This is a genomic window from Burkholderia lata, from assembly GCF_000012945.1.
GTDB lineage: Bacteria > Pseudomonadota > Gammaproteobacteria > Burkholderiales > Burkholderiaceae > Burkholderia > Burkholderia lata.
Genome location: NC_007509.1, coordinates 1,209,111 through 1,234,299, shown reverse-complemented (window position 1 = coordinate 1,234,299; position 25,189 = coordinate 1,209,111). Strand labels below are relative to the sequence as shown.

Annotated in this window: 21 protein-coding genes; 13 read left to right on the top strand and 8 right to left on the bottom strand. The window is 66.0% G+C overall.

Going from position 1 to position 25,189, the window contains the following annotated elements:
• Nucleotides 1-51: 51 nt before the first annotated feature.
• Nucleotides 52-1,710: a methyl-accepting chemotaxis protein gene (locus BCEP18194_RS05240; protein ID WP_011350284.1), complete on the bottom strand. Its 1,659-nt coding sequence runs from the start codon at nt 1,708-1,710 to the stop codon at nt 52-54.
• A gap of 531 nt (nt 1,711-2,241) precedes the next feature.
• Between BCEP18194_RS05240 and BCEP18194_RS05235 the strand changes: the two genes are divergently transcribed.
• Genes BCEP18194_RS05235 through BCEP18194_RS05215 form a run of 5 tightly spaced genes read left to right on the top strand, consistent with a single transcriptional unit; the run spans nt 2,242 to nt 6,743 of the window.
• Nucleotides 2,242-3,429 (top strand): ABC transporter substrate-binding protein, encoded by a 1,188-nt coding sequence (locus BCEP18194_RS05235; protein ID WP_011350283.1) that lies wholly within the window; start codon nt 2,242-2,244, stop codon nt 3,427-3,429.
• 37 nt (nt 3,430-3,466) lie between these two features.
• Nucleotides 3,467-4,342 carry a branched-chain amino acid ABC transporter permease gene (locus BCEP18194_RS05230; protein ID WP_011350282.1) on the top strand — a complete coding sequence of 292 codons (876 nt, stop codon included), beginning with the start codon at nt 3,467-3,469 and terminating at the stop codon, nt 4,340-4,342.
• Nucleotides 4,335-5,282 carry a branched-chain amino acid ABC transporter permease gene (locus tag BCEP18194_RS05225; protein ID WP_011350281.1) on the top strand — a complete coding sequence of 316 codons (948 nt, stop codon included), beginning with the start codon at nt 4,335-4,337 and terminating at the stop codon, nt 5,280-5,282. Before BCEP18194_RS05230 ends, BCEP18194_RS05225 begins: the two co-directional genes overlap by 8 nt.
• Nucleotides 5,279-6,031, top strand: a complete 753-nt coding sequence (locus BCEP18194_RS05220) for an ABC transporter ATP-binding protein (RefSeq protein WP_011350280.1) — start codon at nt 5,279-5,281, stop codon at nt 6,029-6,031. Before BCEP18194_RS05225 ends, BCEP18194_RS05220 begins: the two co-directional genes overlap by 4 nt.
• A complete protein-coding gene (locus BCEP18194_RS05215; RefSeq protein ID WP_011350279.1) occupies nt 6,021-6,743 on the top strand; it encodes an ABC transporter ATP-binding protein in 723 nt (240 codons plus the stop codon). Before BCEP18194_RS05220 ends, BCEP18194_RS05215 begins: the two co-directional genes overlap by 11 nt.
• Before the next feature lie 151 nt (nt 6,744-6,894).
• Here the strand turns inward: BCEP18194_RS05215 and BCEP18194_RS05210 are convergent, their stop codons facing one another.
• On the bottom strand, nt 6,895-7,383 hold the full coding sequence (locus BCEP18194_RS05210; RefSeq protein WP_011350278.1) for a VOC family protein: 489 nt from the start codon (nt 7,381-7,383) through the stop codon (nt 6,895-6,897).
• Between the two features lie 43 nt (nt 7,384-7,426).
• Complete coding sequence (locus BCEP18194_RS05205) at nt 7,427-8,332, bottom strand: alpha/beta hydrolase (protein ID WP_011350277.1); 906 nt, start codon at nt 8,330-8,332, stop codon at nt 7,427-7,429.
• 117 nt (nt 8,333-8,449) lie between these two features.
• Here BCEP18194_RS05205 and BCEP18194_RS05200 point away from each other — a divergent pair, with 117 nt between their 5' ends.
• Both BCEP18194_RS05200 and BCEP18194_RS38660 read left to right on the top strand, forming a co-directional pair.
• Nucleotides 8,450-9,382: an AraC family transcriptional regulator gene (locus tag BCEP18194_RS05200; protein ID WP_011350276.1), complete on the top strand. Its 933-nt coding sequence runs from the start codon at nt 8,450-8,452 to the stop codon at nt 9,380-9,382.
• 242 nt (nt 9,383-9,624) lie between these two features.
• Nucleotides 9,625-10,401, top strand: a complete 777-nt coding sequence (locus BCEP18194_RS38660) for an SDR family NAD(P)-dependent oxidoreductase (RefSeq protein WP_011350275.1) — start codon at nt 9,625-9,627, stop codon at nt 10,399-10,401.
• 80 nt (nt 10,402-10,481) lie between these two features.
• Here the strand turns inward: BCEP18194_RS38660 and BCEP18194_RS05190 are convergent, their stop codons facing one another.
• The 4 genes from BCEP18194_RS05190 to BCEP18194_RS42030 all read right to left on the bottom strand — a co-directional run bounded on the left by BCEP18194_RS05190 (nt 10,482) and on the right by BCEP18194_RS42030 (nt 16,476).
• Complete coding sequence (locus tag BCEP18194_RS05190; protein WP_157687126.1) at nt 10,482-11,897, bottom strand: MFS transporter; 1,416 nt, start codon at nt 11,895-11,897, stop codon at nt 10,482-10,484.
• Nucleotides 11,898-12,080: 183 nt separating this feature from the next.
• Nucleotides 12,081-12,806, bottom strand: coding sequence for an SDR family NAD(P)-dependent oxidoreductase (locus tag BCEP18194_RS05185; RefSeq protein ID WP_011350273.1), 726 nt, complete (start codon nt 12,804-12,806; stop codon nt 12,081-12,083).
• The gene (locus BCEP18194_RS05180) at nt 12,799-14,613 is read right to left on the bottom strand and encodes an N-acyl-D-amino-acid deacylase family protein (RefSeq protein WP_208860685.1); all 1,815 of its coding nucleotides are present in this window, start codon (nt 14,611-14,613) and stop codon (nt 12,799-12,801) included. The genes BCEP18194_RS05185 and BCEP18194_RS05180 overlap by 8 nt, the downstream gene beginning before the upstream one ends.
• A 276-nt stretch (nt 14,614-14,889) precedes the next feature.
• Entirely contained in the window at nt 14,890-16,476 is a 1,587-nt protein-coding gene (locus tag BCEP18194_RS42030; RefSeq protein ID WP_244272800.1) for an IclR family transcriptional regulator, read from the bottom strand.
• Nucleotides 16,477-17,050: 574 nt separating this feature from the next.
• Between BCEP18194_RS42030 and BCEP18194_RS05165 the strand changes: the two genes are divergently transcribed.
• Together BCEP18194_RS05165 and BCEP18194_RS05160 are read left to right on the top strand one after the other, a co-directional pair.
• The gene (locus BCEP18194_RS05165) at nt 17,051-18,022 is read left to right on the top strand and encodes a PDR/VanB family oxidoreductase (protein ID WP_011350270.1); all 972 of its coding nucleotides are present in this window, start codon (nt 17,051-17,053) and stop codon (nt 18,020-18,022) included.
• A gap of 78 nt (nt 18,023-18,100) precedes the next feature.
• On the top strand, nt 18,101-19,342 hold the full coding sequence (locus tag BCEP18194_RS05160) for a cytochrome P450 (protein WP_011350269.1): 1,242 nt from the start codon (nt 18,101-18,103) through the stop codon (nt 19,340-19,342).
• 588 nt (nt 19,343-19,930) lie between these two features.
• Here the strand turns inward: BCEP18194_RS05160 and BCEP18194_RS05155 are convergent.
• Nucleotides 19,931-20,203, bottom strand: coding sequence for a hypothetical protein (locus BCEP18194_RS05155; protein ID WP_011350268.1), 273 nt, complete (start codon nt 20,201-20,203; stop codon nt 19,931-19,933).
• 558 nt (nt 20,204-20,761) lie between these two features.
• On the opposite strand from BCEP18194_RS05155, the gene BCEP18194_RS05150 reads away from it, so the two are divergent.
• From BCEP18194_RS05150 to BCEP18194_RS05135, 4 genes are all read left to right on the top strand, one after another.
• Entirely contained in the window at nt 20,762-21,334 is a 573-nt protein-coding gene (locus BCEP18194_RS05150; RefSeq protein ID WP_011350267.1) for a plasmid fertility inhibition factor family protein, read from the top strand.
• Nucleotides 21,335-21,599: 265 nt separating this feature from the next.
• Nucleotides 21,600-22,949 (top strand): reverse transcriptase family protein, encoded by a 1,350-nt coding sequence (locus BCEP18194_RS05145; protein ID WP_041492513.1) that lies wholly within the window; start codon nt 21,600-21,602, stop codon nt 22,947-22,949.
• Between the two features lie 326 nt (nt 22,950-23,275).
• The gene (locus BCEP18194_RS05140; protein ID WP_011350265.1) at nt 23,276-23,605 is read left to right on the top strand and encodes an H-NS family nucleoid-associated regulatory protein; all 330 of its coding nucleotides are present in this window, start codon (nt 23,276-23,278) and stop codon (nt 23,603-23,605) included.
• Nucleotides 23,606-23,903: 298 nt separating this feature from the next.
• Nucleotides 23,904-25,151, top strand: a complete 1,248-nt coding sequence (locus BCEP18194_RS05135) for an MFS transporter (protein ID WP_011350264.1) — start codon at nt 23,904-23,906, stop codon at nt 25,149-25,151.
• Nucleotides 25,152-25,189: the final 38 nt, after the last annotated feature.

Below are 25,189 nucleotides of genomic sequence, written 5' to 3'. Positions count from 1 at the left end.
GGTCCTCCGCGATCCGGCCCGCGCGGTCTCGCTCAGCCGATGGGTCGCGCGCTACACCGCATACGATTCGCGCACCGGTGCGGCGTGCTTCCCGAACGCGGACGCGGCAGGCGGGCGTGCATCGAGCGCTTCCAGTTGCGGCGGCGCGTCGTCGTCGTCGCGGACGATGAACGTCGAGATCATCGCGACGAGCTGCCTGCTCTGGTCGTCCAGCGACTGCGCGGCGGCGGCTACTTCTTCGACATAGGCGGCGTTGTGCTGCGTCGCGCGATCCATCTCCGACACGGCCTGATTGACCTGGTCGATGCCGTGGCCCTGCTCGGTCGAAGCGGCCGCGATTTCCTCCATCAGGTCGGTCACGCGCGAGATCGCCTGCATGATTTCGGCCATCGACGTGCCCGCCGCGTTCACGAGCGCCACGCCGCCCCGCACACGATCCACGGATTCGTGAATCAGGCCGCGGATCTCCTTCGACGCCGCCGACGAACGCTGCGCGAGCGAACGCACCTCCGACGCGACGACCGCGAACCCGCGCCCCTGTTCGCCCGCCCGCGCCGCTTCCACCGCGGCATTGAGCGCGAGGATATTGGTCTGGAACGCGATGCTTTCGATGATGCCGACGATTTCGGCGATCCGGCCGGAGCTGGCGTCGATGCTGCCCATCGCGTCGACGACCTGCGAGACGACCCCGTTGCAGCGCTCGGCCACCTGCACGGCCTGCACCGCGACCTGGCTCGCCTGGCGCACGTTGTCGGTGTTCTGGTTGACCCGCGACGAGAGTTCCGCCATGCTCGCCGCCGTTTCCTCGAGCGACGCCGCCTGTTGCTCGGTGCGCCGCGACAGATCGAGATCGCCGGCCGAAATCTGCGCGGCCGCCGACGCGATCGAATCGGCGCTCGTCTTGATGCCGTTGATCGCGCCGGACAGATTCGCCTGCATCCGCTTCATCGAATAGAGCACGCTGCCGCGATCGTGCGGCGCCGTCACGATGGCGGCCGTCAGGTCGTTCGCCGCGATGCGGCCGGCAATCTCGACCGCATAGCCGGGCTCGCCGCCCATGGTGCGGACGATGCCGCGATTGATCACCATGACGATGCTGCCCATCACCAGCGCGATGGCCGCGCAAATGCTGAGGCTTTTCGCCAGGCTCGCGTAGAACGCGGCATCGATGTCGTCGACGAACAGGCTGGTGTTGATGATCCAGTCCCACGGCCGATAGGTGTCGATGAACGCGACCCGTACAGCGTCCGTCGTGACCCCGGAGGTTTCCTTCGGATAATCGAAGCGCTGGAAGGCGCTGCCGGTCTGGCGCGTCGCGTCGATCTGCGCCTGGATGATCGACGCGACCTTCGGGCTCAGTTCGTTCAGCGACTTGTTCTGGAGCGACGCGTCGAACGGATACATCAGCACCACGCCCTTCGAATTCACGATCGAGAAGTAGCCGTAGCCCGCTTCGCCGTAGCGCATGCCCCGGATGACGTCCATTGCCTGCCGTTGCGCGTCGTCGACGCTCAGCGCGCCCGAGGCGGCCCGCTTCGCGAACGTGTCGACCGTCGCGAGCGCGATCTGCGTGGCATGAACGAGATCGAGCTTGCGTTCTTCGAGGCGCATTTCGCGGCTCCGGTACGCATCGGTGACGGACAGCAGGACCAGGCAAAGCAGGCTCAGCACCAGCGGCAACGCAAGTCGCTGCTTGAATGACAGCTTCATTGTCGTGAGATCTCCTCGTTGTTGTCGATGTACCGGTCGTCACGGGCCCCGACCCGTCCGGTTGCATGCGATGCGCGTTCGTCGCGGCGGCGGCGGAAGGGCATGACCGAAACCCGAATGCGGCGATACGCAGCGCGGCCGATGCTACTGAGCGCCACGTCGAGCGGTCAATCGCGAGCGGTTGCGCGTTCCGTACATTGGCGCCGACGGTGCGACGATGCGTTGTCGTCGGCGAACGGGACGGCTGGTTCGGACTGCAAAGGTGGCATGCCGTGACGCACCGCGTGCCGCGTACGGAAAAGGGCAGCGGGCACCGCACGGCGAATCGTCATCCGTCTGCACGTGTTCCCGATGGAGCGCTGAGAAGCCGTCGCCCGGTGCGCCGTTCGTCGGGATTTCCCCTGATTGTCCAGATCGTTTCGCGTCCTTCGCTTTTGATGTACGGAACCGTTCCGGCATGCGCGTTGTTCTTCCTTCGGAGGGCGAATCTAATGCTTTCCACAAACAGCCCCATTCACGGAGGAGACCGCCATGTTGCACCCGACCATTCGCCGCCTGCTGCGCACTTCGATCGCCATCGCCTGTTGCGCGCATGTTCCATTCTCGACGGCGGGCGAGACGATCAAGCTCGGGCTGTCGGTGCCGCTGTCCGGCTCCGGTGCGCCGTGGGGCGTCGGCGCGGACTGGCTGTGCCGCAAGGCGGCCGCCGAGATCGCGGCGTCGGGCGGCGTGCGGGTCAAGGGTCAGACGGTCAACTTCGAGTGCGTGACCTACGACAACAAGTACAACGCGGCGGACGGCGCCAAGGTCGCGCAGGCGCTGGTCAACAAGGACGACGTGAAGTTCGTCGCCGGCAGCATCGGCACGGCGCCGGTGCGCGCACTGCAGTCGCTGACCGAGCGCAAGGGCGTGCTGTTGTTCACGACCGCATGGGGCGCGAGCATCAAGGGGCCGAGCTATCCGCTGACGTTCACGCAGATGAACACCACGCTCGAGATCGCGCGGCCGCTGACCGGCTTCATCGCGAAGACGCACCCGATCAAGACCGTCGCGTTGCTGAACCCGAATGACGCGACGGGGCAGGAAACCGAGAAGATCGCGCGCAAGGCGTGGGAGGCGGTGGGTGTCAAGGTGGTGTCGAGCGACTGGTACGAGCGCGGCAGCAGCGAATTCCAGCCGGTCGCGGCGAAGCTGAGCGCGCTCAAGCCGGACGGCATCGATCTGTGCTCGACGCCGCCGGCCGATGCGGGAATCGTGTTCAAGGAGCTGGGCGGCCTCGGCTGGAACGGCGTGAAGATCGTCGAGGTGGGCACCGGCGCGAGCGGGTTGATCGCGACGGGCGGCAGCGCGGTGCAGGGCGTCTACCTGGGCGCGGCGGTGAGCCTCGACGGGGCATCCGCGACCGCGCATCAGCGCGCGCTCGACGACGGCGTGCGCAAGGCGACCGGCGATTCCATCAACGCGGTGCAGATCGGCATCTACGACGCGGTCTATGCGCTGAAGGCGGCGATGGAGAAGGCGCAGAGCACCGCACCGGCCGACGTCGCGAAGGCGATGGGCGGCGTGACGTTCACGTCGTTCTACGGCAGCCAGTCGGGATTCGGCGGCAAGGCGGTGTACGGCTCGCCGCAGCAGATGCTGTTGCCGGTGATCGTCACGCAGCTCAAGGACGGCAAGCTCGTGGAAGTCACGCGCATCGCGTCCGGCGAGCTGCGCTGAGCGTCGCCGCACCCAACCTTTCGATGCGGGCGGTTTCATGCAGACGCTTCTCCAGTTGATCTTCACCGCGCTGCAGATCGGCGCGGTCTACATTCTGTTCGCGCTCGGGCTGACGCTGATCTTCGGCGTGCTGCGCATCGTCAATTTCGCGCACGGCCAGTTCTTCACGCTGTCGGCGCTGGTCGTGTCGGTGACGGTGCCGTGGTTCGCGAGCGGCGGCCGGCCCGTGTGGCTCGCGTACGCGATCGCCTGCGCGCTCGGCGTGATCGTCACGTCGGCATTCGGCGCGCTCGTCTACGAGGCCGGCTTCAAGCGCGTCGAGCGCGACATGACGGGCTCGTTCATCCTGTCGGCCGGGCTCGTGCTGATGGTCGAGGGCGGCTTCATGAAGCTGTTCGGCGGCGGCGTGCGCCCGGTGCCGCCGCTGATCGACGGCAACGTCGACGTGCTCGGCGTCAGCATCGCCGCGCAGCGCCTCGTGCTGTGCGGCGTGGCCGCGGCGCTCACGCTGCTTGTGACGCTGGCGCTCGGCGGCACGCGCTTCGGCAAGGCATTGCGCGCGGTGTCGATCGACCACGAGGCTGCGATGCTGCAAGGCATTCCGTACCGGCGCATCGCGTTTCGCGGCTTCGTCGCGGCCACCGCGATCGGCGCGGTCGCGGGCGCACTGATCGCGCCGGTGGCCGCGGTTACGCCGACGCTCGGCGACGCGTACCTGGTCAAGGGCTTCATTGCCGTCGTCATCGGCGGGATGGGCAGCGTGGCCGGCGCGATCCTCGGCAGCCTGTTCATCGCGGTCGTCGAGAGTTTCGTCGGCTTTTATTTCGATCCGTCGGTCGCGAGCCTCGCGATCTTCGTCCTCGTGATGGCGGTGCTGCTGGTTCGACCGAAGGGGCTGCTCGGCCATGAATGATCGTTGCTTTCGTTTCGGCTTGCCGGCCGTCGTGCTGGCCACAGTGCTGAGCGTCGCCGCGGGCTCCGGCTACGCGGGGAACCTCGTGATCTGGATCGCGATCGCGGCGATGATGGCGAGCAGCCTGCGCTTCGTGCTGCTGATCGGCGAGCTCAATTTCGCGGTCGCCGCGTTCTTCGGCCTCGGCGCGTATGCGAGCGGCGCCGCGACGACGCTGTGGCAACTGCCGTTCGCGATCGCGCTGCTCGCGAGCGGGGTCGTCGCGCTGCTGGTCAGCGCCGTATTCGGCTACGTGACGCTGCGCGTCAAGGGCCCGTACTTCCTGCTGATCGGGTTCGCGTTCACCGAGGCGCTGCGCATCCTGTATACGCGGTCCGAATGGCTGGGCGGCAACTCGGGGATGGTGGGCATCTTTCCGCCGGCGCTGCTCGGCGACTGCTTCCCGACCTTCGTGGTGGCGGTGGCGGGCGTGCTGATCCTGCTGCTCGCGTGGATCGAGCACTCGCACGTCGGGCGCGTGTTCGTCGCGATTCGGGACAACGACAACGTCGTGCGCTCGGTCGGCATTCCGGTGCATGCGATGAAGGTGCTGTGTTTCTGCATCGCGTCGTTCGTCACCGGCATGGCGGGCGCACTGCAGGCGTTTTCGAACAACGTGATCAGCCCGCTCGACTTCGGCTTCATGCTGTCGACGTTCGCGCTCGCGTACCTGAAGGTCGGCGGCGAACGGCACGCGCTCGGCCCGGTGGTCGGCGCGGTGCTGCTCGTGCTGCTCGCGAGCGTCGCGCAGCGCTTCGGCGGCGGCGAGCAGATCTTCTACGGTGCGGCGATCGTGTTCGGCGTGCTGTTCATGCCCGATGGCGTGACGGGATGGCTGGCGCGCCGCCGCACCGTGCGCGTGAAGACGGCGCTGCCGTCGGTGACGGGAGACGTGCGATGACCACGATGAACACGCCGTCGGTCCGGCTGCGTGCGGAGGGCCTGTCGCGACGCTTCGGCGGGCTGCTGGCCGTGTCGGACCTGAGCCTCGAAATTCGCGAGCGCGAGATTCTCGGGCTGATCGGCCCGAACGGCGCGGGCAAGAGCACGACGTTCAACCTGCTCAGCGGCTTTCTCGTGCCGAGCGGCGGCCGGCTGGAAATCGGCGGGCACGACATGACGGGCCGCTCCCCGGAGACGATCAGCCGGCACGGGCTCGTGCGGACCTTCCAGCACGGCAGCCTGATGCGCACGATGACGGTCGAGGACAACATCCTGATCGGCGCGATCGGCGGCATGCGCGGGACGAGTCACCGCGAACGCGCGCGGCGCGTGCGGGAAACGGCCGAGCTGGTGGGGCTGCAGCAGGTGCTCGGCGACACCGCCGGCGACTTGCCGCACGGGCTGCAGCGGTTGGTGAGCATCGCGATCGCGTTCGCGCCGCGACCGCGGCTGCTGTGCCTCGACGAGCCGCTGACGGGCCTGAACCAGACCGAGGTGGCCGCGGTGCTTGAGACGTTCCGCACGATTCGCGATCGCTTCGACACGTCGATCCTGCTCGTCGAACACAACATGAAAGCCGTGATGCGAACCTGCGACCGGCTTTACGTGCTGCATCACGGTCAGTTGCTGGCCACCGGCACGCCGGCCGAGATCCGCGAGGATCCCCAAGTGCTGGCCGCCTATCTGGGGAACGTGAATGTCGACTGACGCGCCCACCCTCGAGGTGACCCACCTGAACGCGGCGTACGGCGTCGTGCCCGCGTTGCATGGCGTGAGCCTGCGCGTGATGCGCGGACAGGTCGTCACGCTGATCGGCGCGAATGGCGCCGGTAAATCCACGCTGTTGAAATGCGTGAGCGGATTGTTGCCCGCGACGCGCGACGCGGTTCGCCTGTTCGGCCGGCCGGTGGGCGGGCTGCCACCGAACGCACTCGTCGGGCATGGCCTGGCGATGGTGCCCGAAGGGCGCCGGCTGTTCGGTCCGATGACCGTGCGCGAGAACCTCGAACTCGGTGCGTACAGCCGACGCGACACCGCGGGCATCGCACGCAGCATGGCGCGCTGCCTGTCGTTGCTGCCGGACCTGACCGCGAAGCTCGACAAGCCGGCCGGCTCGCTGAGCGGCGGCCAGCAGCAGATGGTGGCGGTGGCGCGTGCGCTGATGGCCGAACCGAAGCTGCTGCTGCTGGACGAGCCGACGATCGGGCTCGCGCCGGCCGTCGTCGACCACATCGCACGGGTGGTGCGCGAAGTCAGCCGGGACGGCGTCGACGTGCTGCTGGTCGAACAGAACGCGGAGATCGCGCTCGGCATCGCGGACTACGGCTACGTGCTCGAAGGCGGCATGGTGGTGGCGCACGGGCCGGCACCGGACCTCGCGGCGAACGACGACGTACGGCGGGCGTACATGGGGATGTAGCCGGCGGTGCGCGCCACTCACGGTGAGCGGCGTGCGGCGTGCGGCCGGCGGAACGGATCGGGCTCGGAGCGGCTCGGGCGGCAGCCGGATCGGCCGTCATGCGACGGCGATCGTGCCGCCTGTCAACGCCGGCAGCCCGAATCCCGCCTGCTCACGCAGGTTTGTGGAACGCGCAAAGCTTGTTGCCGTCCGGATCGCGCACGTAGGCGAGGTAAAACGCGCCGAACGGCGTGCTCCGTTCGCCCGGCGGATCTTCGCAGGTGCTGCCGCCGTGCGCCAGGGCGGCGGCGTGAAAGGCCTCGACCTGCTCGATGCTGCCGATCGCAAACCCGATGGTTCCGCCATTGGCGATCGAGGCCGGCTTGCCGTCGATCGGCGACGTGATGACCAGCAGGCAATTGTCGTGCTGGTACACGATGCGCGGCGAGTTGAAATCGATATCGGCGCCCGGCGGCGCACCGACGACGGCGAGCACGGCGTCATAGAACTTCCGCGATCGTGCAAGGTCGTTGCTGCCCAGGTTGACATGGCTGAACATTGCTTTGGTATCCAGATGGTTGGCGATGAATGGAGGCTGGAGGGATGCGTCATGCCCGGGCCTTCGGGGCTCCGGCGTGCCGGCTGATCCAGCCGGGTCCATACGTGACTCCGCCCGGCGTCGATTGTCCGGACGGCGCGTGTGCTCAGAGCCTGGCCTTGAAGAACGGGCCGAGCTTCGACATCGCTTCGCCGACCCAGTCCGGCTTGTCATACAGGCCGACGTGCGATGCGCCCGGAACGATGTGCAGATGCTTGTCCTTGCTCGCGGCGCGACGGAACAGGTCTTCGCTGATCCAGCGCGTGCCCGCTTCCTCGCCGGCGACGAGCTGGATCGGCTGGGTCAGGAACAGTTCGACCAGGTGGAACGCGTCGAACGTCACGAGTTGCATCAGGCTGCGCACCGGCGCGGTGCTCGGCGACGTGGCGCACTGCGCGCGCGGCGTGCGGTAATACTCGACCGCTTCGGCCAGGTCCGCATTCGGTGCATCTGCCGCGGTCGTCGGCACGATCGGGTAGTAGACGGTGTCGATGCCGTTCGCTTCGTCGGTACGGGTTTTCGCGGCGTTCTCCAGTATCGCGAACGCACCGCTCAGGTCGCTGCGGCCTTCCCAGCCATTGCGCAGGATCGCGCCGTAGTTGGTCGCGCTGACGGCGCCCACGGCCTTGATGCGGCGATCGGACAGCGCCGCGGTCACCGTATAGGCGCCGCCCGCACAGATGCCCATCGCGCCGATGCGCTCCCGATCGACATAGGGCAGCGTCGTGAGGTAGTCGACGGCCGCGCTGATGTCCTCGACACGCGCATGCGGGTTTTCGAGCTGGCGCGGCTCGCCGCCGCTCTCGCCCTGAAAGGACGCGTCGAAGGCGAGGGTGACGAAGCCTTCGGGCGCGAGCTTGCCCGCGTAGATGGCTGCCGTTTGCTCTTTCACGCCGCCCGCCGGATGGGTGACGACGATGGCGGGATACGTGTGGTTCTCGTCGAAGCCGGCGGGGAAATACAGGGTCGCGGCCATGTCGATCGAGCTGTTCTTGAACGTCACGGATTTCATGTTCGGGGTCCTCTGCGGTGATTCGATCGTGAATCGATAGCGGCATGTTAGTCCTTGAGATGCGTACGAACCATGCTTTAAAGTACCTAATTCTTATTCGATCGTACGGATTTCGTGATGGATCCCCTTTCAGACGTGCTCTCGCTGCTCCAGCCCCGGAGCCAGTACTACGCGGGCCTGGATGCCGCCGGCGCGTGGTCGTTCGACTTTCCGCCGCACGAGGGCGTCAAATTTGCCGCGCTGATGCGCGGCACGTGCTGGGGTGTGTCGGACGATCTCGAACACCCGATCCGCTTCGACGAGGGCGACTGCTTCCTGCTGAACCGCGGGAGCCGCTTCGTCCTGTCGTCCGATCCGGCGTTGCCGCCGCAGAACGCGGAACACCTCATGGACGCGATCACCCATAACCAGGTGGCGTTGCACAACGGCGGCGGCGAGGTGCTGCTCGTCTGCGGACACTTCGTGTTCTCCGGCAACCATGCCGCCGTTCTGTTCGATGCGCTGCCGCACATCATCAACATCCCGCGGGCATCGAGCCAGGCGGAGGTGTTGCGCTGGTCGCTGGATCAACTGGTCGCCGAATTGCACACGCCGCAGCCGGGTGGCGTGCTGATGTCCACCTACCTCGCGCACGTGATGCTCGTGCAGGTGCTGCGGCTGTTTCTCGGCACATCGAACGCGCTGCCGAAGGGATGGTTTCTCGCACTGACCGATCGACACATCAGCCTCGCGATCGGCGCGATGCACGCGCAGCCCGACCGTGCGTGGACGCTGGAAGAACTCGCCGAGGTCGCACTCATTTCGCGCACCGTGTTTGCGCAGCGCTTCAAGGCATTGGTGGGCAGCACGGCGATGGACTACCTGGCGCGCTGGCGCATGCTGATGGCGGCGGGGCGACTGCGCGACGGCAGCGAGAACGTGGCGTCGATTGCATTCTCGCTGGGCTACAAGTCGGAAAGCTCGTTCAGTGCTGCGTTCAAGCGAATCATGTCGTGCTCGCCGACGCAATATCGGCGTCAGTCTCAGGTCGCTGCCGACGCGGGGCATTGATGCGGCGTGGCTGCGGCGTAGCTGATGGCCGCAGCGTGCACGAGCAGGCCGCGCCGATTTCAATGTACGGCAACACGTTGCCGTCGCCGTTGATGCAAGCCTGCACGCGGATATTCAATGTCTCCCGAGAAAAACCCTTCAATTTCCGGGAGACAAGCCGAATGAACCGAACCCTCGATGTGCTGCGCGCCGGCTGCGGCGGACCGTATGCAACCGGTTCGACGAGCATGGAGTGACCGCACATGACCCAATCGATCGGAAAACTTGCCGTCGTGACCGGTGCCGCGTCGGGCATCGGGCGCTGCACGGTGGCGCAGTTGCTCGCGCAGGGATGGCACGTATGGGGACTCGACCTGTCGCCCGACGGGTTGCGGGAACAGGCGCAGGCCTTCGGGGCCGGCGATCGTTTCCGGCATGCCGTTTGCGATGTGTCCGACCCGGCCAGCGTGGACGAGGCGTTTGCCGCCATCCTGCGCGACGGTGTGCGCATCGACGCGCTGATCTGTTCTGCCGGCGTGATCCGGCCGGGCCCGCTCGCCGATCATGCGCCTGACGCGTTGCAGCTGATGTTCGGCGTCAACGTGATGGGGCCGTGGCTTTGCGTGCGCGCGGCGTTGCCGGGGTTGCGGCGAGGCGCGAGCGTGGCGGATCCGTCGCGCGTCGTGTTTGTCGGCTCGGTGGCCGGGATGAGCCCGAAGGCCGGCTCGGGTTTCTACGGCGCGACCAAGGCGGCGCTGCACGTGATGTCGGGCGCCTTTGCGGTCGAGCTGGCGCCGGGCGGCGTGACGTTCAACGTGGTCGCGCCGGGCACGGTCGAGACGCCGATGCTCGGGCAGGTGCTCGGTGCGACCGCCGCGTCGGGCTACCGGCCGTACGGTGCGTCGCCGCTCGGACGCATCGCGCAGCCGGATGACGTGGCCGGTGCCGTCCTCTATTTCGTCAGCGATGCTGCGCGATACGTCAACGGCGCCGTGTTGCCCGTCGATGGCGGCACGCGCGCGGCGATCGGCAAGGGCTGAGCGGGCCGTCGCTTTTCGCGTGGGCGAATGCGGGGCCGTCCGCCGGTCGTCTGGATGACCGGCGGAGCGGCCTCGCTCGGTCAGGTGCGGCGGTGCGGTTCGCCGCCGTGCTGCCGCGTGGCCTGAAGCAGCGCCCGGTAGTGGCGCAGCGCGGTGAACAGCAGCCACGATGCGACGATCGACGCGATCGGGCAGACGATCGCGATCGAATAGCCGACGCTGTTCGGATCCTTGAAGACCTTGTCCGTGACGAGCGCGATGGTGGTCGGGCCCAGTCCGAAGCCGATCAACTGCCCGCAGAGGCTGTACAGCGCGCCGATCGTGCCGCGCATGCGCCCTGGCGTGCCGAGTTGCAGTGTCGCCGCCATCACGCCCGTCGGCAGGCTGTAGAAGAACACGGCGGCCGCCGTGATCGCGAGCGTGCCGCGCATGTCCGGCATGAACGGTATCGCCGCGCAGCAGAACACGGCGCCGACGATCGACCAGGCAGCCGTGCGCAGCGGCGCGTCCGCGTACCCGCGCTTTTCGAATACGGCGGCACTGACCCAGGGGCCGATCAGCGTGCCGACCGTCGCAAAGACGATCACCACGAGGCCGAAGTTGAACCCGACCGTCGCGCGCGCGGCGCCGTGGACGCGCACCAGGAACGTCGGCAGCCACGCGGGCATGCCGAGCACCATCATCGCGAGCATGCCGATGCCGAGATAGATGCGGACGTAGAAGCCGCGATGCAGCCAGATGAACGCCGTCGTTTCGCGCAGCGAATAGGTCCGGTCGCCGGCAGCCGAATGGCGCACCTGCTGGCGCGAGGGCTCGCGCACCGTGAGGGCGACGATGGCGGCGACGAGCAGGCCGGGCAACCCGACCAGCACGAACGCCATCTGCCACGTGGCGAGCGGGTTCAGGATCGGCAGCCACGTGCGCATCTCGCCGGCCAGCATGAAGACCGCGCCGCCCGCGAGGAGCGAGAATCCGCTGCCGAACAGCGGTGCCACATGAAAGATGCTGACGGCGCGCTGAATGTGTCGGGTCGAGAAGTGATCGGCGATCAGCGAGTAGCAGACCGGGATGACGCACGCTTCGCTGGCCCCGACGCAAAAGCGCAGGGCGAACAGCTTTTCGTAGCTGTCGGCCAGCCCGCACAGTGCGGTGAACAGGCTCCACGCCCCAATCCCCGCGACCAGCACGTTGCGGCGATTCGCGGTATCGGCAAGCCGCCCGAAGAGCGGGACGGCGATCAGGTAGGCAGCCACGAACGCCGCCCCTTGCACCAGGCTCAATTGCGTATCGCTGATCCGCAGCGAATGGCGGACCGGGTCGACGAGCAGGTTCAGCAACTGCCGGTCGATGTACGACAGCGCACAGGTTCCCGTCATGACGATCAGTGCATACCAGGCGTAGGGGCTGTCGAGCACTGCATGCCGGGAAGGCGCGTGAGCAATCGGGCCGTCGAGCGGGCCGGGTTCGGGGATGGCGTTCTGCGTCGGATGTTTCATGATCTCCTCCTGGTCGTCACGGACGTCGTTCCGTGGGCGCGCGCCGTCGCCCGGCATGACCGAGCCGGTGAGCGGCGGCTGAATGGTCGATTCCTTTCGTGTGTTGATTGATTCGTATGGCTAATTATTGCAAGCGAGCGTAATGCCGGCCTCCAGCCGCATGGCGGCCGGAGGCCGGCGGCGTCAGGTGCGCATCAATCCTCCCGTTACCGGCAGCAATGCACCCGTGATCGGCCGCGCCGCATCGGACAACAGAAACGCGATCACGCCTGCGACGTCCCGCGGCGTCACCCACGCGTCGAAGTCGGCATCCGGCATGTCCTGGCGGTTCGTCGGGGTATCGATGATGCCGGGCAACACCGCATTGACCGTGATGTTGCGGACCTTGAGTTCCTCCGACAGCGCTTCGGTGAAGCGGGCGACGGCCGATTTCGCGGCCGCGTAGGCGCCCATGCCGGCGGTCGCGCGCACGGCGCTCGCCGCGCCGATGTTGACGATGCGCGCGCCGCCGCTTTGCACGAGATGCGGTAGCGCGGCCTTTGATGCGGTCACGCAGGTCAGCGCATTGATCGCGACCATTCGCTTCCATTCCGACAGGTCGTCGCTGTCTTCGAGTGTTGTCCACGTGAAGCCGCCCGCGATGTTCACGAGGCCGTCGATGCGGCCGCACTGTGCAGCGATCTCGTTCATCGCGGTGCGCGTGTCGTCCAGCGACGCGAGGTCCACGCGCCATGCGTGCGCGCCGTCCGGCGCGCGGCCGTCGTGAACGTCGAGCATGGCCACCCTGGTGTGCAGGTGCAGCAGTGCGTCGGTGACCGCGCGTCCCAGTTGCCCGAACGCGCCCGTCACCACGATGACCTTGCCGTCCAGGCGCATAGTGCTGCGTTGATCGATCGTGGCATCACGCATAGTCGCCGCTCCTCAGCAGGCGGCCGGGGAGCGCGCCGGTCGGCTGGCCGTCGCGGTAGGTGATGACGCCGTTCACGAGCGTCGCGGTGTAGCCGTCCGCGGACTGGACGAGCCGCCGACCGCCGGCAGGGAGATCGTGAACGGGGTGCGGCGCGTGCAGCGTCAGGTTCGCGTAGTCGATCACGTTGATGTCGGCCTTCATCCCTTCGGCGAGCAGGCCGCGATCGGTCAGGCCGATCGCCAGCGCGTTGCGGCGCGACAGCTTGTTGACTGCCCATTCGAGCGACACGCGGCCTTCGGGCCGGTCGCGCGTCCAGTACGACAGCACTGTCGTCGGATAGCTCGAGTCGCAGATCATTCCGTAGTGCGCGCCGCCGTCGCCGAGCGCGAGTAGCGTGTTGTCGTCGACCATCATGCGACGCACGGCCTCGAGGTCGCCCTCCGAATAATTGGAAGACGGGGCGAGCAGGATCGCGGTTCCGTCGCGTTCGAGCAGCAGGTCATACACGAGTTCGGCGGGTGGGGTGCCGGTGCGCCGTGCCTGTGCCCGGATCGACTGGTCGGGCGTGGGTTCGTAGTTGGGCGGGTCGCCCAGCACGAACGAATCCTCGAAGTCCTTCACGATGTTGACGAACACCGGATTGGGATGCGCCGGCGTTTCCGACAGGATCGCCCGCCGGCGGGCCGGGTCGCGCATCGCGGCGACACGCTGGTCGAGCGGCAGCGCGTGAATGGCTTCGTAACTCGGGCGGAATCGAAACGGATGGAACGACAGGCCGAGACCGAACATCAGCCCGACGGGACGCGGAAAAACCTGGGCCCGGATAGGGAGCCCGTCGGCTTGTGCGTGGCGGTTGAGCGCGAGCATCGCTTCCGGCAGGTCGACGCAGTGGTCCTTCTGCAGGAGCGAGTAACTGACCGGGCGGCCAGAGATTTCCGCGATCCTGCGGATCAGGGCCATTTGTTTCGCCGCGTCGGACTTCGCGCTGTAGCCGTCGGTGATGACCTGAAAGACCCCGCCGTCGGCCTCCTTCAGGCCCTCCGCAAGGGCGAACAGTTCGTCTGTCGCGGCCTTCACGCTCGGGGCGAGATCGCCTTCGACCGTACGATGCCCCGCATGCTGCGAGCTGCTGACGCCGAACGCGCCCGCCCGGATCGCGTCGCGCACGATCTCGGTCATCTGCCGCAGCTGGGCCGCGTCAGGCGGCCCGTCGCCATCGTTCATCACATACACGCGGATCGCGCTGTGCGGCACCTGGGTCGCGAAATCGATGTCGTATCGGCGTGCCTTCAGCGTATCCAGATACTCGGGGAAGGTCTCCCAGTTCCACGGGATGCCCTCCGTCATCACGATCTCGGGAATGTCCTCGACACCTTCCATCACCTTGACGAGCGTGTCGCGCTGGGTCGACCGGCATGGCGCGAAACCGACGCCGCAGTTGCCGGTCAGGACCGTCGTCACACCGTGGTTCGAGGAGGGCGACAGCCGGGTTTCCCACGTGACCTGGCCATCGTAGTGCGTATGGATATCGACGAAGCCGGGCGTCACGATCTGGCCGGTCGCATCGATTTCCTCGACACCGCGCTCGGCGATCCGGCCGATCCGGACTATCTTGCCGTCGCGTATCGCGAGATCGGCGACGTAGGATGGTCCACCGCTGCCGTCGACGATCGTGCCCGACCGGATCACGACGTCAAAATCGGCGGCTTGCAACTTGCTGCGGGCAGGTATGCTCATTGGATCTGTCTCCTGTTTTATTACCCTGAAGTGCCGGTCGATCTTCGAAGCACATTGCGCGAGCGTCAACGGATTCGATGAAGGCTTTCCGTACATTGGACTCGTGCAGGCGTTGAGCACGGGATATTCGATGTCGGGCACACATGCGGCGCGGCGCATCGCGAACCGGCGAGGCACTGGAAGGGGCAGGCGAGAGGAATATGAGGACTACGAATCTGAATGATTGACCGAAGCAAGGCAAGGAGATGCTACGGCGTTGCGATGACGGCTGTCAGTTTTGTTGCGTACTCAGCGCCGTAACGGCGTGACACGGCATGTTGCGTCGCGCAACCGCGATCGGCATCGTTACGGTGCCGAGTGCGCGTGGTTGAGCACGGCCGTCAGCTCGAGCGCCGCGCGCCTGAGCTCCGGCGCGATCCGGCGCCTGATCGCCTCGATATCGGGATCGACGTCGACCGCGCTGCAAGCGAGCGACATCGGCGTGGCCGAGCGGCCGACGCGAATGGGCAGTGCGATCCCGTACGAGTGCCGCTGATACTCGCCGACCGACGTACATACGCCGGTGGAGCGCAATTCGTCGAATGCGCGTTCGATGCGGTTCCGGATCTCGACGGCTTGCGCACCAGCCTTCTCCAGCAACGGCATCATGTAGCGTGCGCGTTCGTGATCCGGCAGCGCCCACAGCCAGGCTCGCCCGATCGCCGTGGTGCTCATCGGCACCAGCGAGCCGACGCCCAGCCGCAACGTCGAAATCCGGCTGCTGGTGCGATGCGCGACATACAGCATGTCGAGCCGGTCGGGCACGGCGAGCGCAACGCAGACGCCGAGCCGATCGGCCAGCCGTTGAAGAACCGGGCCGGCGAGCCGTCTGACCGCATTCGTTTCGACGAACGCCTGGCCGATCGAGAATACGCCGCTCGCCAGTTCGAGATGCGGGCTGCCCGCGATGCGGCGGAGGAAGCCCAGGTGAACGAGTGTCGACGTCAGGCGTGCGGCGGCCGATCTCGACATCCCGGTCTCGCATTCGAGCTCCCGGATCGTTCGGGGTGCTCGCTCGGCATGAAACGCGCGCAGGAGTTGCAGCCCGCGATCCAGTGTCATCGTGATTTGAGCCGGGCGACGCGTCGCGGCCTCGAGATGAAGCGATGGATGCTCGGGCGGCATCTCGCCGTGGTTCGAATCGGTCGCCGTCCGGCACACCGCTTCGAGCGTGCGCGCGAGCGCGGCGAGCCGCTGGCCGAGTTCCCGTTCGACCTGAACCTTCGACTGCGCGCCCGCGCGGCTGACGCAGGCGAGGACGACCGGCGGCCGGCCGGGTAGCAGGATCGGCGCGGCGACGCCCGCGATTTCCGGTTCCCAGTGTCCGTGCAAGGTCGCAAAGCCCAGGTCCCGGACCTGATCGATTTTCTCGAGCATGCGTTGCCGGATCGGCGCCCATAGCTGGCCCGCCCGCCGTTCCACTTTCCTGTGCAAATAGGTGCGTTCGGCTTCGGGAAGAACGGCCATCAAGGTCCAGCCCATCAGCGAATACGCGATCTGGACGCGCATTCCCGCCGTCAGTTGCAGATCGAAGATCGCCTCGCTGCTTCGCTGGGCATCGAGGACGATCACTTCGAGCCGATCCCGCGTACCGAGTAATACGAGCGTGTGGGTCTCTTCGGCGAACTTGCGCATTTCCGCACTGGCGACGCGCTGGATGTCCGCGTCGGAAATCGCGGCATAGCCGAGTGCCAGCGAGCCTGGCGCAAGCGAATACCTGCGGGTGGCTTCATCGTGGTTGAGATAACCGAGCGTCACGAGCGAGCGCGACAGCCGCAGCACGGTTGGCGCCGGCAGGCCGGTCGCGTGTGCGATGTCGAGGTTGCTCAGCGACGGTGTGCGGCCATCGAAGGCCGACAGGATCGACAGGCCGCGCGCGAGCGGCGTCATCATGGCCTTGTTTGCGATCCGTTCCCCCTGCTGCGGTTTGGGCCACACGGTATCGATGCCGGATGGACCGTTGCGACATCGCGTACGGACAGGCGAGGAGGAAAGTTTTCCGGGCTGCATCGTGTCTCCGTTGGCCGCGCGCCTGTCGGACGGTATCCGCGGTCCGTCGCATTGCGCTGCTGGCTGCGTTTTTCAGTGTAGCAACAAGCGGCTTGCGGACGCGCCGGGGAAATCCCTTTAAAGCGCAGTCATGCGCGTTGCGACGAGACGTCATGCGTCTTGTCAAATTCCGGAACGCGACTAGCCTCGGCGCCGAATCCGCATGCATGGCAAGCGCGCAATCCGGCGCATGTTCCGCCGGATGATGCGTGGCGAGCGCTGCGCTTGTTGCGACCCTGCGGCGGTTCGGGGAAACCCTGTTTCGATTCCAAAGTACGAGGAGGCCCGAGCGACAGGTTTGCCCGGAACTTGCGCGCGGCGCTTCAATGGGTCCCGACGAAAGGCAAACCATCGGAGAGTCGAACATGCATCGCCGGCCTGACGGCCGTGTATCGAACAGGAATGGGGAGACGTTGAAATGCCAGCTACCTTTGCAGTGAAAGTCACGCGGAAGTGGAATGAAACGCCGGACATTTGCGTGCTGGAATTGCACGCCGTTCGCGAAGACCAGAAACTCCCGGCCTTTGAGGCCGGCGCGCACGTCGAAGTCCATTTGCGTGGATTGCCGTCGCGACAGTATTCGTTGTGCAACACGCCCGGCCCAACCGACTGCTATCAGTTGGGTATCTTCCTCGAACCGGAATCGCGTGGCGTATCGCGCGCGATTCACCAGACGGTCGAGGTGGGCCACACCCTCGATATTTCCCCGCCGAAAAACCATTTCCCGCTGGCGGAAGGCGCAACGCACAGTCTTCTTCTGGCTGGCGGGATCGGGGTCACGCCGGTCCTGGCGATGGCGGAAGCGCTGGCGTCGCGCAGCGCCAGCTTTGATTTCCATTACTGCACGCGAAGCGCGGAGCGCATGGCTTTCCAGACGAGAATCGGGCAGTCCGGATGGCGGCAGAATGCGCACCTCTATTTCGACGACGCGCCTGACGATCGACGCCTGGACCTGAACGCCGTGTTGTCGAGTCCGGCCGCAGGAACGCACCTGTACGTGTGTGGCCCGTCGGGCTTCGTGACATGGGTGAAGCAGGCCGCGACGCAATCGGGATGGCCGGATACGCACGTCCATTCGGAATCCTTTACGGGTACCGCCGTCGAGGTGCAGGACGGCGACCGGGCGTTCGACGTCGAGATCGCTGAAACGGGGCAAATCATCCATGTCGGGAAAGACCAGACCGCGTTGAATGCCCTCGTCGAGGCCGGCATCGACATTCCGAGTTCCTGCGAGGCCGGCAACTGCGGAACCTGCCAGACGATGGTCGTGTCGGGCGCCATCGATCACCGGGATCAATATTTGACCGCCGCGGAACGCGTGGCGAACAAGTCGTTCATCCCGTGCTGTTCGAGGGCAGCCGACGACATGATCGTTATCGGTCTGGAGTAGCAGGATGAGGGGTGTTCATGCGGATGCCCGGTTCAGAAAGTATTCGGACAACGAAATTATAGGGAGTGAGAGAAAGTCATGAAACATAGAATCGATACCTATCGCGATGCGGAAAAGACGATGAAGGACAAGACCCTTCGACAGGCCATGTACGACCCGGCCTTGTTCTTCATGAAGGATACGGTCGTCAACCTTCACGGCGACGCGCACCTGAGAAAGCGCCAGGCGCTCAACAGCCTGTTCACCCGTGAATTCTTTCGCGACTACCAGAACCGTGTGTTGCCCGCCGCGCTCGATCAGGTGCTGAAGCCCGTCGTCGCCGAAGGGCGGGGCGACGTGGCCATCCTGGCGTTTCAGGCGCTGGTCAATCTGACCTCCGACGTCACCGGTATCGACCGGGTCGGCACCGAGGAGGAGACGAACCGCATCCTCAAGATCATTCGCGGATTGGCCCACGTATCGACCGTCGAACAATTATTGTCCGGGAGCGTGGACGACGCGAACCGGAAAATCCGGGAAGCGCTCGTGGAGTTCGAGCGCGATTTCTATGTCCCGTCGGCCAGGCGTCGGCAGGCATTGATCGATCAGGGTGCGGAACTGCCGAAAGACGTGATGACCGTGATGCTGGTCAACTACCCGAACGGCGAACTGCCTCACGACGTCATGGTCAAGGATGCCGCGCTGTTTCTGCTGGCCAGCGCGGCCACACAGGCGAATACGCTGTGCTTCATCATGCTCGACATCCTGACGTGGTGTCGCGATCATCCCGGCACGCGAGAGACGCTGCTGGCCGAACCCGCCACGCTGCAGAAATTCATCTGGGAAGCGATACGGCTTCATCCGCCGCAGGTTGTCTCGTTGCGCCGGGCGTCCTGTCCGATGCATATCCCGGACGGCGGCGAGGTGGCCGCGGGCGACGTGATCGAGTTTGACATGGCGACTGCCAACCGCAACCCGGACATCTTCGGGCCGGACGCGGACACGTTCAATCCGTATCGCGTGCCGCCCGGCCGGATTGCCGCCCCCGGGCTTTCTTTCGGAGCGGGGCCGCATGCGTGTGTGGGCCGGGTGCTGGCGGCGGGGGTGCCGATCACGGCGGAGAACGCGGACAACGAGGATACCGAATTCGGCACGCTTCACATGATCACCCATGCGTTGCTCGAACTGGGGGTTGATCTGGATCGCGACCATCCGCCGATCGTCGATGAAGCGACGGTGCGGCGGCATATCGTGTCGTTGCCTTTCGTCCTGAGGCCGGAGCTGGCCGCGGCAGCGGGCAGGGAAGTCGCGGGTGGGGGCTGTCCTTTCACGCGGTCGTAGGGGGCAATCTGGCGTGAAAGTGCTGCGGCGCGAAGAAGGTGCCGTCAGGCAGGCTGCGCCCGGGCGTCGTGCCTGGGCGCAGGCGGCCGGTGACGGGGCCGCTTGATACGGCGCTGCAAGGCGGTCTTCGACTCTCCGGGCAAATGTGCGCCGAACGGCTGCGCGATCGACGCGTGACTACCGGCGCGGCCTTTTGGCGCCGGCGCCGGCTCCGATTGCACAGCCCATTGCCGTTCCCAAGCTCAACCACAGGCCCATGCTTTCAGTTGCTGCGCCAACCGCAGCGCCGACAGCCATGCCAATTGCAAGCCACTTTCCCATTTCCTTTCGCTCATGCACGGTGACAGTGACGAGCACATTAGCATGAGGTCAACGGGCGACGAAGTGTTGGGCGCCTGTCCCGTCATGGTAAGCATGGCCCGCTTTATTGGTGCCGGGGTGGACCTGACAGACGGTTGACCAGGCAGCGGGCCTTCAGGTGTCGTGATGCGCAGCGCCGACACCGCAGCCCGCGATGGCGCTGGATCCAGCATGTCAATCCAGCCCCGGGCTCCACGTATTGATAATCGTCGAGCGTTTCAATGTCGATTAGCGAATGGCAAAGCGGGCTGCCGGCGAACCATTCGAGCAATTATTCCCATAGATAAACAGATTCCTGTTTTCCGAATACGCCTGGTAAATAATTGAATAAACTTCCTTGGCACTGAACGAGTAGATGCCGTCGTTAATGGTCACCAGCAAGTTGCCGGTGGTGTCGGTTTCGATCTTGTCGATCTTGCCGGCCTTGCAAAGCGCCTGGGCGGACGCGCACGTGGAGGCGAGCATCAGTGCTGAAAACAGCACGGTTGCAATCTTCTTCATGACTTTCCTTTGATATTGAATGAATTAAAGCGAACGGACGACGTTGGTCACGCCCGGGAAGACGTGTCTGTCTTTCCGGATTGCCGATTCACAAGTGTCTGGAAATCAACGGTGGCCTGACAAGGTGGAAACTTTGCGACAAAGCACGAATGCAATGATTCGTGCTGCGCCTCCGTATCTCGTTGATTTTTGAATCACGGTGTTGCGGCGCACAACACAGACTATTTATTTGAATTTGAGGGCGCCAATCGTATTAATTTATCGTTAATAAGATTTGATAATTTTTGTTTGAATGTGATTTTCTTGAATTCTGCGGACTGTTGTTTTTGTTTTTTGATTATTTCGATATTTAAATAATCGACGACGAATATTGATTCGATGGTTGATGGTGTGGCGGGTCAGGTCGGCTCGCCCCGGCCCGGAAAGACGCTACACTGCGCGAGTTCCCGACCATGCAGGGAGCGTCAGGACAGCGGGCCCGCATATTGCAAACGTGTGACGATGTGATTGCCCGTCCCCTGACTCATTCGAACAAGTGACGAGAGAAAGAGAGGGCCCATGCTGACACGTCTTCGTATCGGACTCGATCGCGCGCGCGACCTGCGCGAAGCGGGACGTCCGTCTCCCATCCAGCCGCGGCCGCAGGCGAGCGAGCTGGTCGACCTGAGCGCGAAGCGCGCGATGTGGCGCGTTGCCGTGCCGGGCCAGGCCGACTGCTACATGGCGGCGACGCCCGCCGAGACGGAGCGCTACGTCGTCCATCTCGACGCGCAGACCTTCTACGGCCTCTGGCTCGGCACGAGCCCGACGTTTCCGCAACTGAACTCGCAGGACTGCGTGCCGCGCCGCGTCATGCCGCTCGACGGCAAGTACGCGTCGGCCGCCGCCGCGTTCCGGGCCGGCCGCCTCGAACCGGTGGCACTGCCGCCGGTCGGCTACTGGCTCGAGGGAAGCGGGTACGAAGTCGCGATGAGCAACGGCATGACGCGCACCTTCTGGCTGCTCGCCAACCGCGTGCGGTCGTTTCCGGTCAGCGTCGACAACGCGACCTGGGCCACGATGCTGAACAACATGGCCGGCGTCGGCGTTGCGCCGATCGCGTACCGCGAACTGTTCTCCCGGCACGCGTAGGGCGCGCGTCGCGATCCGGCCTGCCGCGGCGGCGCCGGATCGCCACCTGGTTTGACACGCCGCGTTCGCGGCCATTAAAGTCGCATCGCGGGCCGGTGGGTCAAGCACACGCCCGGAACAGGCAGCCGATGTTCCAGGACTACGGGGCTACCCCGTGGATCAGATCGACACCCCGATGCGTCGCAAGGAGCACGGTTGCGCGTTGCGCAACGCGACTCCTCGCAGCACCAGTCACGTTGGCTCATCGTCCCGCCCATCGATTCCCATGTCCGGCTCCCTGTTCGACACCACCCGCACGATTGCCGAAGCGATGCTGGCCGGCGAACCTGAACGCCCCGGCGTCCTGGCCCGGATGGCGGCCGTGCTCGGCGGCGCGCCACCGTGGACGCACGAAGTCGCGGATGCCGCGCTCGCACGCTTCGGTGCGCGCTGGGCCGACGTCGACATCGAGACGCTTGCGGCGGACCTCGCCGATGCGCCGGCTTTCGTGCTCGCCTGGTACGGCAGCGATCGGCCCGCCGCGATCCGCGTCGTGCGACGCCCACTCGTCCAGCAGCCGTTGCCGGCGCCGCTCGCCGGCTGCGACGTGCCGCAATGGGCGACGCCCGGCGATCTTGCCGCCTGGCTCGGCGTGAGCGCGGCGGAACTCGACTGGCTGTCCGACCACTGGCGCGTCGACGCACGCAGCAGCGCCACGCCGTTGCATCACTACACCTATGTGGCGCACGACAAGCGCAGCGGCGGCAGCCGCCTCGTCGAAATCCCGAAAGGCCGGCTGCGCGAAGCGCAGCGCCGCATCCTGCACGGGCTGCTCGATCGCATCGCGCCGCACGGTGCGGTGCACGGTTTTCGCAAGGGGCACGGCATCGTGTCGTTCGCGGCGCCGCATGCGGATCGCGATGTCGTCGTCCGTTTCGATCTGGCGGATTTCTTCGTATCGATACGCGCCGCGCGCGTGCACGCGCTGTTCGTCACGCTCGGGTACCCGGTCGAAGTCGCGCGCACGCTCACCGGGCTGTGCACCAATCGCGTGCCGTCCGCGCGGCTGCTCGCGCCGGACCTGCGCGACCGGTTCGACTGGATTGCTCGCCAGCGCTATCGCGAGCGGCACCTGCCGCAAGGCGCGCCGACGTCGCCGGCGCTGGCGAACCTGAGCGCGTTCCGGTTCGACATGCGGCTCGCCGCGCTCGCGCGTTCGCTCGGTGCCACCTACACGCGCTATGCCGACGATCTCGCCTTTTCCGGCGGCGGCGCGCTGGCACGCGACGTCGAGCGGCTGCAGGTCCGGGTTGCCGCGATCGCGCTCGACGAGGGTTTTGCGCTGCAACTGCGCAAGACACGCGTGATGCGGCGCGGCATGCGGCAGCAACTGGCCGGCGTGGTCGTCAATCGTCATCCGAATCTGGCGCGCGATGAGTTCGATCTCCTGAAGGCCATCCTGACCAACTGCATCCGGAGCGGGCCGGCGTCGCAGAATCGCGATGCGCATCCGGACTTCCGCGCGCATCTCGCCGGGCGCGTCGCGCATGCGGCCGCGCTGAACGCGGCGCGCGGCGCGAAGCTGCGCGCGCTGTTCGACCGGATCGCGTGGGACGCCTGCGACGTCGGCCAGTAATCGGACGTATCCGCATCGACGCCGGCCGCCGTCTTCTGCAACACGACGCCGAGCACTGCTATCATTCGCGCCATGCCGCGCCCGTGCCAGGGGCGGCGCTTATTTTCCGCAGCCGTTCGCCGTGCTTTCGTACATGGTGAGCTGCGCGTTGCCGGCCCGGTCCTGTCTGTCATTGATTGACGCGCGACGTCGTTTAGTGCGTATCGCGCAAGCCATGCCGGCTCAAACAAACGATTCACACATTTGACAGCCCCCATCGGCGGAACTTCGTGGTAGGTTCCGCCATCGGAGCTTTTTGCGAAAACATGCCCAAAGAGGATGAATACATGACCCAGGCCCTGCAGGAACTCGAAGCACAACTTCGGGACCTGAATATCAAGCTGTCGGATGCGAAGCAGAAGGAGAAGCAAGCCGCGCTCGCGGCATTCAAGGAACAGGTCGAGCTTTTGGGAATTTCGCAGCAGGAAGTGCTGAGCGCGCTTGGCTATATCGTCCAGCGAAAACGCAAGGCACCTGCCAAATTCTACGATCCGACGACCGGCCGCTCATGGTCGGGCCGCGGCCCGCGGCCGAAATGGCTCGAAGGCAAGGATCTCGATACGCTCGCCGTCGACCGCGAGGCCAAGACCTGGTGGCCCGGAGACGATCAGGGCTGAAGCCGGCCGGGCCGCGAGGCCAACCGGCGCCGTCCGGTTCGCACAAGCGGGCCGGCCGGTAACACTCCGGCAGCATGCTGTTTTTCATCCGGTGTCGGGCCTGACCGCGACATCGCCGGCCTTGCCGCCGACACCGGATCGCCGTTTTTCCCTCCCGTTCATGACCCGCAGATTCCCGCTCGCCGTCCCGCAAGCGGGTGTCGACGCGCGCGCGGACCCTTGCCGCGGGCTGGCCCGCCGGCCCGTCGGGCACCGGCACAGGCCTTAGAATGTCGCCGGACAATCGTGGCAGGACACCATGGCAGCAAACATGAAATCTTCGTCGCTCGGCGGCCCGTCGGCCCCGCGCGTGGAGCAGGTCGGCGCGTACGCGTGGAAAGCGCTGGCCGGATCGGCGATCGGCTATGCGATGGACGGCTTCGACCTGCTGATCCTCGGCTTCATGCTGCCGGCGATCACGGCGGCGCTGCACCTGACGCCCGGGCAGGGCGGCGCGCTGGTCACGTGGACGCTGATCGGCGCCGTCGCGGGCGGCATCCTGTTCGGTGCACTGAGCGACCGTTACGGGCGTGTGCGCGTGCTGACCTGGACGATCCTGCTGTTCGCGATCTTCACCGGGCTGTGCGCGTTCGCGCAGGGTTTCGAGGATCTGCTGGTGTACCGCACCATCGCGGGCATCGGGCTGGGCGGCGAGTTCGGGATCGGCATGGCGCTCGCGGCGGAAGCGTGGCCGGCCAGCAAGCGCGCACGCGTGTCGTGCTACGTCGCGCTCGGCTGGCAGGCCGGCGTACTGCTGGCCGCCCTGCTGACGCCGTTCCTGCTGATGCACATCGGCTGGCGCGGGATGTTCGTGGTCGGCGTGCTGCCCGCGCTGCTCGCCTGGGCGATGCGCAACAAGCTGCACGAGCCTGAAGCGTTCGTGCAGCGCGCAGCGCAGCCGAAGCCCAACGCGTTCCGCCTGCTCGTCGCGGACGGCCGCACCGCGCGCACGAGCCTCGGCATCGTGATTCTGTGTTCGGTCCAGAACTTCGGCTACTACGGGATCATGATCTGGCTGCCGACCTTCCTGTCGAAACAGATGGGCTTCTCGCTGACGAAGTCGGGGCTGTGGACGGCGGCGACGGTCGTCGGGATGATGATCGGCGTCTGGGTGTTCGGGCAGCTGGCCGACCGCATCGGGCGCAAGCCGACGTTCCTGCTGTACCAGCTCGGCGCGGTCGTGACGGTCATCGCGTATGCGCAGCTGTCTGACCCGACCGCGATGCTGTGGGCCGGTGCGCTGATGGGCATGTTCGTCAACGGGATGGTCGGCGGCTACGGGACGCTGATGTCGGAAGGCTATCCGACGGCCGCACGCGCCACCGCGCAGAACGTGCTGTGGAACATCGGCCGCGCGGTCGGCGGCTTTGGCCCGGTTGCGGTCGGCGCGCTGGCCGCGCACTACTCGTTCCAGACGGCCATCGCGCTGCTCGCCGGCCTCTACGTGCTCGACATGGTCGCGACGCTGTTCCTGATTCCCGAGCTCAAGGGCGTCGAACTCGAATGAGTGCGGCGATCGCGCGTCACCCAACGACTTCACCGGAA